This window comes from Streptomyces sp. 840.1 (assembly GCF_003751445.1).
Taxonomy (GTDB): Bacteria; Actinomycetota; Actinomycetes; order Streptomycetales; family Streptomycetaceae; genus Streptomyces.
The window spans coordinates 965,008-978,536 of sequence record NZ_RJUU01000002.1 but is presented as its reverse complement, the minus strand read 5'-3'; the positions used below and the strand labels follow the sequence as shown (position 1 = coordinate 978,536).

Below are 13,529 nucleotides of genomic sequence, written 5' to 3'. Positions count from 1 at the left end.
ACATCCGCGGGCCGGGCCGTTTCACGCTCGCGGCCGGGGGCTCAGGCCGCGCCGGGCGCGAGGTGCGGGAACCTGAGCTCGGTCCGGCTGCGGAAGACCTCGTCCGGGCGCAGCACGGTGCCCGGGTGGTCCGGCCGGTTGGGTGAGTCGGGAAGGTGTTGGGTCTCCAGGCAGACGGCGCTGTGACGTTCGTGGCGGCCGCCGCCGAGGGCGGCGAGGGTGCCGTCGAGCTGGTTGGCGGTATAGACCTGGATGCCGGGTTCGGTGGTCCACACCTCCATGATCCGCCCGCCCCCGGGGGCGGTGAGGCGGGCGGCGCGGTTGAGACCGGTGTTGCGGTCCCGGATGATCCAGCAGTGGTCGAAGCCGCCCGCCCTGCGCAGCTGTTCGTCGGGGAGCGCGATCCGGTCGCCGACCGTGCGCGGGGTGGTGAGGTCGAACGGGGTGGCGTGCACCGGCGCGGCCGGCCCTTCGGGGATGCCGTCCTCGTCGACGGGGAGGTAGCTGTCGGCGTCCACCTGGAGGGTGTGGCCGAGGATGTCTCCCTTGGCGGCGAGGTCGAAGTAGGCGTGATTGGTGAGGTTGACGACGGTGGGGCGGTCCGTCGTCGCGGTGTAGCCGAGGGTGAGGGTGCCCGCCGTGTCGAGGACGTAGGTGACGGTGACGTCCAGCGCACCGGGGAATCCCATGTCGCCGTCGGGGCTGTGCAGGGTGAGCCGGAGCCTCGCGGCCACGTCGGTGGCTTCCCCGTCGGCCTGCCAGACGCGGGTGTGGAAGCCCCCGGGCCCCCCGTGCAGAGCGTGTCCCCGGTCGGTGGCGGGGACCTGGTACACCGCCCCGTCGAGGGTGAAGCGGCCGTGCGCGATGCGGTTGGCGAAGCGGCCGATGAGGGCGCCGAAGAACGGGCTGCCGCCCGTGTAGCCGGCCAGGTCCGCCGGTGACCGGACGACGGACGCGGGGGCTCCCCCGGTGTCCGGCACGGTCAGACGATGCAGGATGCCGCCGTAGGTGAGGATCTCGGCGCGGACTCCGTTGCCGGAGTCGAGCGTCCAGACATCGACGTCCGTGTTCCCATGGGCGCCGAACGGTTTGCGGTTCACGGTGGGGCGAGGCATCAGAGGTCCTTGCGAGGAGCGGACGGCCGGGAGGGGTACCAGGGCGTGTTTCGAAAGTCCCGTCTGCGTGGCGGCGTCCGGCACGCCCGCCCTGCCGGCGGACGACGCTGCTTTCGAAACACGCCCTAGGTTCCGGCCGGCCGTGCGGGGGGCCGGGGGACGGTGGACTCCCGGACGATGAGCCGGTAGCCGGGCCGGGGGCGCCGGGGGGCGGGGGACGCGTCGCCGGAGAGTCGCTCCACGAGGCTGTCGACGGCGAGCCGGGCGATGGCCTCCTTGTCCGGGGCGACCGTGGTGAGGGTGGTGGCCCCGTAGAGGCTCTCCTCGATGTCGTCGAAGCCGACCACGGCGACGTCCTCGGGGATGCGCAGACCGCGTTCGGAGAGGGTGCGCATCGCCCCGATGGCGATGAGGTCGTTGTAGGCGAACACGGCGTCGGGCTGCTCGCCCCGGTCCAGGAGGGCGGCCATCGCGGTGGCCCCGTCCTCGCGGCCGTAGCCGTCGGTGACGACGACCAGTGACTCGTCGGGGACGATGCCCTCGGCGGCGAGCTCCTCCCGCCAGCCGCGCAGCCGCAGGTGGGCCGGCTGCCGTTCGCGGCCGGTGCGCGAGCCGAGGAAGGCGATCCGCCGGTTGCCCTGGTCGATGAGGTGGCGTACGGCCTCCCGGGAGGCCGCCACGTTGTCGATGGCGATGTGGTCGTAGGGCGCCTCGTACTCGCGCTCGCCGAGCAGCACCATCGGGGCCGTCTCGGCCCGTGCCATCAGGTCCTCGGTCTCCAGGTGGATGGGGCTGAGGATGAGGCCGTCGATCACATGGGACCGGAATCCCTGGCTGACCAGGAGTTCCTTCTCCCGGAGCCCGCCCGTGTGGTCGACCAGCACGGTGTAGTCGTGCCGGGCGGCCGCGTCGACGACCTCCCCGGCCAGCTCCCCGAAGTACGGGTTGCCGAACTCGGGGACGGCGAGGGCGATGATGCCCGTACGGCCCTTGCGCAGATGCCGTGCGGTGAGGTTCGGCCGGTAGCCGAGCTCGTCGATGGCCTGCTGCACCTTGGCGCGCATCTTCGGTGTGACGTGCTGATAGTTGTTCACCACGTTCGACACGGTCTTGATGGATACGCCCGCCCGTTGCGCAACGTCCTTGAGGCTGACGCCCACGGCACTCCCTGAATCGACTTGACGCGCGTTGACGCGCGGTGGCCCGGCTGCGCCGGTTCGGCTCGGCCTGTGCCGGGGCCCGGGGCCCCGGCACAGGTTCAAGTGGTTCTGCGGCTGCGCGCCAGATAGCGCTGCGCCACGACGACAACGATAAGGAACCCTCCGCTGACCACCGACTGGTACGAGGAGTTCAGCGAGCCGATCTGGTTGATCAGGTTCTGGATGACGGCGAGCAGCAGTACGCCCCAGAGCGTTCCGCTGATCGAGCCGGCGCCGCCGATCAGGAGGGTGCCGCCGATGACGACGGCGGAGATCGCGTCGAGCTCCATGCCCACGCCGACGATGGTGACCCCGGACGACAGCCGGGCGGCGTTGAGCGCGCCGGCGAGTCCGGCCAGCAGTCCGCTGAGCGTGTAGACCAGCATTTTGGTGCGGGCCACGGGCAGGCCCATCAGGGTGGCCGCGTCGCTGCTGCCGCCGACGGCGAAGAGGGTCTGCCCGAACGAGGTGCGCTGCAGCAGCAGGCCGCCGACGCCGAACAGGACGAGGGCGATGAGGATCGGGTAGCCGAAGCCCCACACGCTCCCCTGCCCGAGCTCGGCGAAGGCCGATCCCTTGGGGACCAGGTAGGTGGTGGCGCCCTCGTCGGTGAAGGCGAGCAGGATGCCGCGGGCTCCCAGCAGGGTGGCCAGCGTGACGATGAACGGTGCCATCCCCGCGCGGGCGACCAGGAAGCCGTTGAGCAGTCCGATCGCGCCGCACGCCACCAGTGGTACGAGCAGTGCGGGCAGGAAGCCCCACTGGGAGGCCCAGGCGGCGAGGACGCCGCCGAGCGCGAAGACGGAGCCGACGGACAGGTCGATGCCGCCGGTGATGATGACCATGGTCATGCCGAGGGCGACCACGGCCAGGAAAGAGGCCTGGACGGTCACGCCGCGGGCGTTGTCCAGGGTGGCGAACGTCGGGTAGATGAACGACGCGACGATCACGACCGTGAGCAGGACCGCGAGCACGCCCTGACGCTGGAGGAGTTCGGCGAGCCGTTGCCCGAGCGGGGGCGGTGCGCCGGTCACGGGGCGGGGCGCGCCGCCGCCCGCGGCTGCGGGGGTCTTGCGCGGTGCCGGGGCCTGGGCCACCGGTGCGGGTGAGGTTTCGTTCATCGGGACCGACGCTCCCGGGCGACGTAGACGGCGGCGATGATGATGGCCGCCTGGGCGATCTGTGCGGTGGAGTCGGGCAGGTCGTGCTTGACGAGGGTGGCGCGCAGGAGCTGCATCAGCAGGGCGCCCGCGACGGTGCCGAGCACCCGGATGGAACCGCCGTTGAGCGGGGTGCCGCCGACCACGACCGCCGTGATGGCGGAGAGTTCCATGAGGGTGCCGAGCGAGGAGGGGTCGCTGGCGGTGAGCCTGGCGGTGGCGAGGATGCCGGCCAGTGCGGCCAGCACCCCGCAGAGCACGTACACACCGATCAGTACGCGGCGCACGGGCAGTCCGGCGAGCGAGGCCGCGGCCCGGTTGCCGCCGATGGCGACGACCTGGCGGCCGAAGGTGGTGCGCTGGACGAGGAAGGCGACGGCGACCGCGAGGACCGCGGCGATGAGTACGACCAGGGGGATGCCGAGGAAGGACCCGGTGCCGAGCGAGAGCAGGTCGGGGTTGACGATCTGCTTGAGCTGGCCGTCCGCCATGACGAGGGCCAGGCCTCGGCCGCCGACGAACAGCGCGAGGGTGGCGACGATCGGCTGGAGCCCGACGAGGGAGACCAGCGTGCCGTTGACCGCTCCGACGAGCGCGCCGGCCAGCAGCGCCATGACCAGTGCGGGCACCAGCCCGTAGCCGAGGTAGAGCGGCAGCAGGGCCGCGGCCACCGCCATGGTCGAGCCGACGGAGAGGTCGACGCCCTCGGTGCCGATCACCAGGGCCATGCCCAGGGCGACGATGACGATGGGCGCGACCTGGACGAGCTGGGTGCGCAGGTTGTCCGCGGTCATGAAGTGCTCGGTGAACAGGGCGTTGAACAGGAGCACCACCGCGACGGCGAGGTACACCCCGTACTCCTGGTACCAGGCGGGGTCGCGCAGCCGCGCCAGCGGGCGGGCGGCGGGGGTGGAGAGCGTGGCCTGGGTCATCGGGGGTCCTCCTGAGCGGCCGGGGCCTGCCCTGCGGGCGCCGGTGAGTGGTCGGCGAGCACTTCGAGCAGATGGCTCTCGGCCACCTCGTCGCCCGCCAGTTCACCCGCGACCGCGCCGCCGCGCAGGACGACGATGCGGTCGGCGCCCTCGATGAGTTCCTCGATGTCGGAGGAGATGAGCAGCACGGCGAGGCCCTCGCGGGCGAGGTCGTCGATGAGGCTCTGGACCTCGGCCTTGGCGCCGACGTCGATGCCGCGGGTGGGCTCGTCGAGCAGCAGCACCTTGGGTTCCAGGCAGAGCCAGCGGGCCAGCAGGACTTTCTGCTGGTTGCCGCCGGAGAGCTCGCCGACCTTCTGTTCGGGGCTCGCCGCCTTGATCCGCAGCCGCTTCATGAAGATCTCGACGATGCGGTCCTGCTTGGCGCGGGAGACGACACCCGCGCGGGAGAGGCGTGGCATCGCGGCCAGCACGATGTTCTCGCGCACCGAGAGGCCGGGGACGATGCCTTCGGCCTTGCGGTCCTCGGGGAGCAGGCTGATGCCGGCGCGGATGGCGCCGGCGGAGGTGAGCCTGCGCAGCGCACGTCCGCCGATCCCGATCTCGCCGGAGTCCAGGTTCAGCGCACCGGCCAGGGCCTTCGCGGTCTCGCTGCGGCCGGAGCCGAGGAGTCCGCCGAGGCCGAGCACCTCACCGGCGTACAGGGACAGGGATATGTCGTGGAGCTGGTGGTTGCGGGAGAGGCCGGACGCGGTGAGCACCGGGGTGCGCGAGGCGTCGTGGCCCTCGGAGCCGAAGCTGGTGAGACCGGAGCGGCGGACCTCGGCCATGTCGCGGCCGAGCATCATCGAGACGAGCTGCATGCGGTCGAGGTCGGCGAGGTCGCCGGTGTGGATGTGCCGGCCGTCGCGCAGGACGGTGACGCGGTCGCAGATCCGGTAGAGCTCGTCCATGCGGTGGCTGACGTAGAGCACCGCGATGCCGCGCTCACGCAGGTCCTCGATGACCCGGAAGAGCGTCTCGACCTCACGCGGCTCCAGCGAGGAGGTGGGCTCGTCCATGATGACGACCTGCGCGTTGACCGAGACGGCGCGGGCCAGCGCGACCATCTGCTGGGTACCGATGCCCAGGGTGTGCAGGGGCCGCTTGGGGTCGACACGGACGCCGAAGCCGTCGAGGAGTTCGGTGGTCTCGCGGTGCATGCGGCCGAAGTCGATCAGGCCGAAACGGTTCTTCGGTTCACGCCCGAGGAAGATGTTGCGCGCCACGCTCATCAGCGGGACGAGGTTCACCTCCTGGTAGATCGTGGAGATGCCGGCCTGCTGCGCCTCGAACGGGCGGGCGAAGGCGATCTGTCGGCCGGTCAGCCGCAGCTCGCCCTCGTCGGGCTGGTACACCCCGGTCAGCACCTTGATCAGGGTGGACTTGCCGGCTCCGTTCTCCCCCACCAGTGCGTGGGTCTCCCCGGCGCGCAGGGAGAACGAGACACCGTCGAGGGCGACGACGCCGGGGAACCGCTTGCTCACCGCGCGGGCTTCGAGGACGGCCGGGGCGGAGCCGTCGTCCGGGCCGGTGACGGCGTCCGGGCCGGTGACGGCGTCCGGGCCGGTGACGGCGTCCGGGCCGGTGACGGCGTCCGGGCCGGAGGCGTCTTTCGCCCCGGGGACGGCGCTCGTGCCGGGGGCGCCCGTCGCCTCGGTGGCGCCCGTCGCCTCGGTGGCGTCCTTCGCCTCGGTGGCCTCCTTCACGGGGGCGTCGGGCTCGGTCGGCTCCTTCACGTCGGCGGCCGGCTCCGGCGGCTGCGGTACTGCTTCGGGTGGTGCCATGGCTGGTCTCGGCCTTCCGCTCTTCCAAGGGTGTGGGCCCGGTGGCCGCCGTGACGGGTGGGAGCGTCACGGCGGCGGTGCGCCGGGGGCCGGTACGGGCCGGGCGGGACGCGTGCGGTTCATCGCGCGGCCGGTCCCGGCCCGGCGGGCCCCCGCGGGTGCTACGGGCAGGTGGTGCCGGTCGCGGTCAGAACGCGCCGCCGAGCGAGGCCTTGGCGTTGGACTCGTCGTAGGCGCGGTCGGAGATGATGACGTTCTCCGGGATCTCCTCGCCGCCGTAGAACTTCTGGGCGGTCGCGAAGGCCAGCGGGCCGAAGCGCGGGTTCGACTCGATGACGGCGTTGTACTCGCCGTTGACCAGGGCCTGGACGGCGTTGCGGGTGCCGTCGACGGAGACGATCTTGACGTCCTTGCCGGGCTTCTTGCCGGCGGCCTTCAGCGCGGTGACGGCGCCGAGGCCCATCTCGTCGTTCTCCGCGTAGACGGCGGTGATGTCGGGCTTGGACTGGATGAGCTGCTCCATGACCTGCTGGCCCTTGTCGCGGGCGAACTCACCGGTCTGCTGGGCGACGATCTTCAGCCCCGGAGCCTTGGCCTTGAGCTGGTCGACGAAGCCCTTGGTGCGGTCGGTGGTGACGTTGTTGCCCGAGGCGCCGAGGAGGATGGCGACCTTGCCCTTGCCACCGGTCGTCTTGATCATCGCGTCCGCCGCGCGCTTTCCCTGCTCGACGAAGTCGGAGCCGAGGAAGGCCACGTAGTCCTTGCACGCGGTGGAGTTGAGCTTGCGGTCGACGGTGAGGACCGGGACCTTCTTGGCCGCGGCTGCCTTGAGCGCCGGCTCCAGGCCGTCGGAGTTCAGCGGGGCGACGATGAGGAACTGGGCGCCCTGCGACAGCATGTCCTGGATGTCGCTGATCTGCTTGGACAGCTGCGACTGGGCGTTGGTGGTGAGGAGCTTCTTGACGCCGACCTTCTTCGCCTCGTCCTTGATGGACTGGGTCTCGGCGATCCGGAACGGGTTGGCCTCCTTCTCCGACTGCGAGAAGCCGACGACCGCGTTCTTCAGGTCCAGCTTCGGCGACCCGTAGGTCTGCAGCGAGCAGCCGGAACCGGAGGAGGACTCGGGGGACTTGGCCGCCTGGGCGCCCTGGCTGCTGTCAGAGCTCGCGTTGTCCGAGCCCTCCGACTTGGAGCAGCCGGAGGCGGCCAGCGTGGCTGTGGCGGCGAGGAGGCAGGCCACGGCGAGGGTACGGGTTCGGCGCTGGATCATCATGCGCGGGGGCTCCTTGGCGGGTTGACGGCACACCGGCGGGTGTGCGGTCGGGCATGGCTGGACGATGCATCGGCCGCACGGCGGCTGATGTCACTGCATTCCTCACGACCCCCGCCAGTGCTTCGCGGGGGCGGGCCCCAGCTGCACGAACTGCGGTCGTGAGAGCCTGCGCGGCCTCTCGGCGGCTCGGTTTACAACGTTATATAGGCGGCGCGGCACGGGCGGCAAGAGCGTTGTCGATGCGTTTCCAAAATGTGTCGGAGCCGCCCGGGGCGAAATGGCGGCCACCGGCGCCCGGTTACTGCCGCAACCCTGGACAGCCGCCCGACGCCGTGCTGTCATACCGCCGGTAGCCAAATTTCCAACGTTGCAAGCACCGCGCCGCGCAGCCCCTTTCCGCCGCGACGGCTCATCTCGCCATGCACGCGCTCCGGCTCCCTCCGGTTCGCTGCGTCATGACGGCCCCACCCGTGTCATGTGCCTTCCCCGAGCCGGAACCCCGGCCGGCAGAGAGCAGGAGCCCCCTCCATGCCCCTGAACCGCAGACAACTCATGGCAGGTGCGCTGGCCACGGCCGCGGCGGCGACGGCGGCGAACGGCCGCTGGGCCACCACCGCGACCGCGGCCGAGCACCGGGCGAAACCGGCCCGCGGCGGCCACTACTCCCCCAACGCCGCTCCGCTGCACCCGACGGCGTTCCTGAAGCTCCCGCCGGGCCGGGTCACCGCACGCGGCTGGCTGGCCGGACAGCTGAAGCTCCAACTGGACGGCCTGTGCGGCCGGTACGAGGAGTTCTCCCACTTCCTCGACTTCGCCGCCACCGGCTGGGTCCGCCCCGAACTGGGCGGCTGGGAGGAGGTCCCGTACTGGCTGCGCGGCTACACCGACCTCGCGGTCCTCACCGGCGACGACCGGGCCCTGGCCGCCGTACGCCGCTGGTTCGACGCCATTCTCAGCACCCAGCAGTCCGACGGCTTCTTCGGCCCGAAATCGCTGCGCACGTCGCTGAACGGCGGCCCTGACTTCTGGCCCTTCCTGCCGCTGGTCCAGGCGCTGCGCTCCTGGCAGGAGTACACCGGCGACACCCGGATCATCCCGTTCCTCAGCAGGTTCTTCCGCTACATGAACGCCCAGGGGCCGGGCGCCTTCAACACCAGCTGGATCGCGCTGCGCTGGGGCGACGGGCTGGACAGCGTGTTCTGGCTCTACAACCGCACCGGCGACGCCTTCCTCCTCGACCTCGCCGACAAGATCCACGCGAACGGGGCCGACTGGGGCGACAACCTGGTCAGCCCGCACAACGTGAACATCGCGCAGGGCTTCCGCGAGCCCGCCCAGTACGCGCTGCGCAGCGGTTCGGCCCAGGACACCCGGAACACCTACGGGACGTACGGCAAGGCCATGGACCAGTACGGGCAGTTCCCCGGTGGCGGCTTCGCCGGGGACGAGAACGCGCGCCCCGGGCACGGCGACCCCCGGCAGGGCTTCGAGACCTGCGGGATCGTCGAGTTCATGGCCAGCCACCAGCTGCTGACCCGGATCACCGGCGACCCGCTGTGGGCGGACCGCTGCGAGGAGCTGGCCTTCAACTCGCTGCCGGCCTCGCTCGACCCCTCGGGCAAGTCGGTCCACTACATCACCAGCGCCAACAGCGTGGACCTGGACAACGCGCCCAAGAACGACCGGCAGTTCCAGAACGGCTTCGCGATGCAGGCGTTCTTGCCGGGCGTCGACCAGTACCGCTGCTGCCCGCACAACTACGGCATGGGCTGGCCGTACTTCACCGAGGAGCTCTGGCTCGCCACCCCCGACGGGGGTCTCGCCGCCGCGATGTACGCCGCCTGCGAGGTCACCGCGAAGGTCGCCGGCGGCACCGAGGTCACCTTCACCGAGGAGACCGGCTACCCGTTCACGGACTCGGTCACCCTCACCCTGAAGGCGCCGGGGCAGCTGCGCTTCCCGCTGGTACTGCGGGTGCCCGCCTGGTGCGAGGCGCCGGAGATCAAGGTGAACGGGCGCCGGGTGGACGCCCCCGCCGGTCCCGCCTTCACCCGCGTCGAACGCACCTGGGCCGACGGCGACAAGGTGACCCTGCGCTTCCCGCAGACGACCACCGTACGCACCTGGGAGCACAACCACGGCTCCGTGAGCGTGGACCGGGGCCCTCTCACGTACTCGCTGCGGATCGGCGAGGAGTACAGGCGCACCGGCGGCACCGACCAGTTCCCCGAGTACGAGGTGCACGCCACCGGGCCGTGGAACTACGGGCTCGTCCTGGACGGGAAGAAGCCTGCCGCCTCGCTGCATCCCCACACCGTGCGCCCGGTCAGGGACGACAACCCGTTCACGCTGGAGGGCACCCCGCTGACCATGACCGCGCGGGCCCGCCGGATCCCGGAGTGGACCGCGGACGGGGAACACGTCGTCACCCCGCTCCAGGACAGCCCGGCGCGCAGCACGGAGCCGGTGGTGGAGGTCACGCTCGTACCCATGGGGGCGGCGCGGCTGCGCATCACCTCGTTCCCGACCGCCGGTCCGGACGGGACGCCCTGGCTGACGAGCGGCTGGTACCGCATCCGCAACCGGCATTCCGGCAAGGTGCTGGGCGTCGACACCATGTCCACGGCGAACAGCGCCCACGTCGTCCAGTTCGGCGACACGGGCACCGACGACCACGACTGGCAGCTGGTTCCCGAGGGCGACGGCTGGTACCGCGTCCGCAACCGGCACTCGGGCAAGGTGCTCGGCGTCGACAACATGTCCACCGCCGACAGCGCCCACGTCGTCCAGTTCGACGACAACGGCACCGACGACCACCTCTGGCAACTGGTTCCCGATGCCGACGGCTGGTACCGCATCCGCAACCGGCACTCGGGCAAGGTGCTCGGCGTCGACAACATGTCCACCGCCGACAGCGCCCACGTCGTCCAGTTCGACGACAACGGCACCGACGACCACCTCTGGCAGCTCGTCTGACCCCCTGACCGTTCCCCAGTTCCCCCCGCACCGCTCCCCGCGCCACCCGGCGCGGGGAGTTTCCCGTACCGGGGCAGCCCCCGGCGAAGGAGACGAACCGATGAGCCGCTTACGCATTCCGGGCCGCAGGCCCTGGTGGAGACGGACGATCGCCACCACCGGACTGCTGGCGCTGGTGTCCACCGCCCTGGTGGGGACCGGCACGGCCCCGGCCGGCGCCGCGTCCTGGACGCCCAAGCCCTCCCCCATGACCACCCCCTGGACCGCCCAGGTCCCGGTGGACAAGCCGCTGCCCGAGTACCCGCGCCCGCAGCTCACCCGGCCCGACTGGGCCAACCTCAACGGCATCTGGGACTTCGCGGTGACCGGCCGCGACGCCGGGCAGCCGTCCTCGTTCACCGACCAGATCCGGGTCCCGTTCGTCGCGGAGTCCGCGCTCTCCGGCATCCAGCGGAAGATCACCGAGAACGACAAGCTCTGGTACAAGCGCACCTTCACCGTGCCCTCGAACTGGAACGGCCGCCGGGTCGAGCTCAACTTCGGCGCATCCGACTGGCAGACCACGGTCTGGGTCAACGGCACCCAGGTCGGCGCCCACAAGGGCGGCTACGACTCGTTCGCCTACGACATCACCCCGCAGCTCAACGGCGGTACGAACACGGTCGTGGTCTCCGTGTACGACCCGACGCAGACCGGCGGGCAGGCCGTCGGCAAACAGCGCATCAACGACGTGCGGCCGCACAACGGCGGCGGGATCTTCTACACCGCGGCCTCCGGCATCTGGCAGACCGTCTGGCTGGAACCGGTCGCCACCGCCCACATCACCCGGCTGGACATGACGCCCAGCCTGGGCAACGGCACCCTGCGGGTGAAGGTGCAGGGCGCGTCCGCGTCCGGCCGCAGCGCCCGGGTCAGCGTCTCCAGCGGCGGGAGCGTGGTCGGCACGGCCACCGGGACCGTCGGCTCCGAGATCTCCGTACCGGTGCCGAACGCGCACCTGTGGACCCCGGAGGACCCGTTCCTGTACGACGTGAAGGCGGAGCTGCTCGACGGCTCGGCCGTCACCGACGCGGTCGGCGGCTACACCGGCATGCGGTCCATCGCCGTGGCCAAGGTCGACGGCGTGCTGCGGCCGGTCCTCAACGGGAAGTTCGTGTTCCAGACCGGCACCCTGGACCAGGGCTACTGGCCGGACGGCATCTACACCGCGCCGACGGACGCCGCCCTGAAGTCGGACCTCCAGGCCCACAAGGACCTCGGGTTCAACATGGTCCGCAAGCACATCAAGGTCGAACCGCAGCGCTGGTTCTACTGGGCGGACAAGCTGGGCCTGCTGGTCTGGCAGGACATGCCGGCCATGGACACCGGCAAGAGCCCCGGCCCGGCGGCCCGCACCCAGTGGGAGTCCGAGTTCCACGCGATCATCGACCAGCACCGCAGCTCGCCCTCGCTGGTGATGTGGGTCGACCAGAACGAGGGCTGGGGCCAGTACGACCAGGCCAGGATCGCCAACGAGGTGAAGGCGTACGACCCGTCCCGGCTGGTGAACAACATGAGCGGGGTGAACTGCTGCGGCTCGGTCGACGGCGGCAACGGGGACGTGGTCGACAACCACATCTACGTCGGCCCCGGCAACACCGCGCCCACCGCGACCAGAGCCGCGGTCCTCGGTGAGTTCGGCGGCCTCGGCTACAAGGTCCCCGGCCACGAGTGGTTCCCCGGCGGCGGCTTCAGCTACGAGGACCAGCCGAGCGTCGCCGCGCTCGACAACCGCTTCGTCGGGCTGCTCGACAGCATCCGGATCGGCCAGCTGCCCGCAGGCCTCTCCGCCTCGGTCTACACGGAGATCACCGATGTGGAGAACGAGGCGAACGGGCTGCTCACCTACGACCGCCAGGTCGTCAAGGTGGACACCGCCCGGGTGAAGGCCGCCAACCAGGCCCTCATCAACGCCTCACGCAACCCGGCCCCGCCGGTGACCCTGCCCACCGGGCAGTACAAGTCGCTGCGGGTCACGACACCCGGGTACACCGACAAGTACCTGCGCCACCAGGACGCGCTCGCCTTCACCGAGGTCGTCGACAGCGGGAGCAGCGCACTGCTGAAGAACGACGCCACCTGGAAGATCGTCACCGGGCTCGCCAACAGCAACTGCTACTCGCTGGAGTCCCGGAACTATCCCGGCGAGTACCTCCGGCACCGGGACTTCCGGGTCCGGCGGGACGCCAATGACGGCTCGGCGCTCTTCAAGGCCGACGCCACCTGGTGCGCCGTCGCCGGCACCGGCGGCGTACGGCTGTCCAGCGCCAACCTGCCCGGCAGCTATCTGCGCCACATCGACTCGGAGGTGTGGCTGGCCACGCCGGGCGGCGGGCACGCCTGGGACAGCCCGGCCACGTTCACCGAGGACACCACCTGGGCGGTGGAGGTCCCCTGGGCTCCCTGACCGCCCCGCACCACGCAGGCCTGCGGCCCGGACACGACGCGAACGCGTCGCGTCCGGGCCGCAGGTGTACTACCGCGCCGCAGCCGCCGGTGCGATGTACGTGCGCAGCAGCGCCGTCCGGCCGTCGGCCGTCGTCCAGTCGCCCACGCGGCTCGAGACGAGCCGCCAGCCGGCGTTCTCGTAGAGCCGGACCGCCGCGCCGCCGCCGTCCTCCACCTCCAGGACCGGCCGCCGGCCGGCGGCCGCGGCGGCGGCCGACGCGGTCGAGAGCAGCGCGCTCGCCACTCCGCGCCGCCGCGCCGACGCCGTGGCGAACAGCCGTGACACCGAGGCCAGTCGGTCCGGCGCGAGCCCGGCCTCCGCCGCCATGGCGGGGCCGGTCCGGGTGAGCGCGACATGCCCCAGCACGTGCGTGCCGTCCCAGGCCGCCCAGGCGTCGACCAGCCCCTCGGGGGTCAGCCAGCCCGCCGGGTCGTCCGGCCACCGGGCCGGGTAGCGGTCCGCCTCGTACACCGTGGCCAGTGCCTCGACGCACGCCTTCAGGTCGTCGTCGCGGCGTCGGCGGATCTCCGGATCATCCATCCCCCGATCCTCACACGGCC

9 protein-coding genes are annotated in these 13,529 nt (G+C 71.4%); 2 read left to right on the top strand and 7 right to left on the bottom strand.

What is annotated here, in order from left to right; genetic code table 11:
* Nucleotides 1-41: 41 nt before the first annotated feature.
* The 6 genes from EDD93_RS30485 to EDD93_RS30460 form a co-directional block, all read right to left on the bottom strand.
* Nucleotides 42-1,115 (bottom strand): aldose epimerase family protein, encoded by a 1,074-nt coding sequence (locus EDD93_RS30485; RefSeq protein WP_123528701.1) that lies wholly within the window; start codon nt 1,113-1,115, stop codon nt 42-44.
* A gap of 125 nt (nt 1,116-1,240) precedes the next feature.
* A complete protein-coding gene (locus EDD93_RS30480) occupies nt 1,241-2,275 on the bottom strand; it encodes a LacI family DNA-binding transcriptional regulator (protein ID WP_123528700.1) in 1,035 nt (344 codons plus the stop codon).
* A 98-nt stretch (nt 2,276-2,373) separates the two neighbouring features.
* Nucleotides 2,374-3,435 (bottom strand): ABC transporter permease, encoded by a 1,062-nt coding sequence (locus tag EDD93_RS30475; RefSeq protein ID WP_123528699.1) that lies wholly within the window; start codon nt 3,433-3,435, stop codon nt 2,374-2,376.
* The gene (locus EDD93_RS30470; RefSeq protein ID WP_123528698.1) at nt 3,432-4,406 is read right to left on the bottom strand and encodes an ABC transporter permease; all 975 of its coding nucleotides are present in this window, start codon (nt 4,404-4,406) and stop codon (nt 3,432-3,434) included. Before EDD93_RS30470 ends, EDD93_RS30475 begins: the two co-directional genes overlap by 4 nt.
* Nucleotides 4,403-6,232 carry a sugar ABC transporter ATP-binding protein gene (locus EDD93_RS30465; RefSeq protein WP_260256001.1) on the bottom strand — a complete coding sequence of 610 codons (1,830 nt, stop codon included), beginning with the start codon at nt 6,230-6,232 and terminating at the stop codon, nt 4,403-4,405. The genes EDD93_RS30470 and EDD93_RS30465 overlap by 4 nt, the downstream gene beginning before the upstream one ends.
* Nucleotides 6,233-6,419: 187 nt before the next feature.
* On the bottom strand, nt 6,420-7,505 hold the full coding sequence (locus EDD93_RS30460; protein WP_123528697.1) for an ABC transporter substrate-binding protein: 1,086 nt from the start codon (nt 7,503-7,505) through the stop codon (nt 6,420-6,422).
* Nucleotides 7,506-8,033: 528 nt separating this feature from the next.
* On the opposite strand from EDD93_RS30460, the gene EDD93_RS30455 reads away from it, so the two are divergent.
* Both EDD93_RS30455 and EDD93_RS30450 read left to right on the top strand, forming a co-directional pair.
* Nucleotides 8,034-10,481: an RICIN domain-containing protein gene (locus EDD93_RS30455; RefSeq protein ID WP_123528696.1), complete on the top strand. Its 2,448-nt coding sequence runs from the start codon at nt 8,034-8,036 to the stop codon at nt 10,479-10,481.
* 100 nt (nt 10,482-10,581) lie between these two features.
* Nucleotides 10,582-12,927: an AbfB domain-containing protein gene (locus EDD93_RS30450; RefSeq protein WP_398905595.1), complete on the top strand. Its 2,346-nt coding sequence runs from the start codon at nt 10,582-10,584 to the stop codon at nt 12,925-12,927.
* A 69-nt stretch (nt 12,928-12,996) separates the two neighbouring features.
* Here the strand turns inward: EDD93_RS30450 and EDD93_RS30445 are convergent, their stop codons facing one another.
* Nucleotides 12,997-13,509, bottom strand: a complete 513-nt coding sequence (locus EDD93_RS30445) for a GNAT family N-acetyltransferase (protein ID WP_260256000.1) — start codon at nt 13,507-13,509, stop codon at nt 12,997-12,999.
* Nucleotides 13,510-13,529 lie beyond the last annotated feature (20 nt).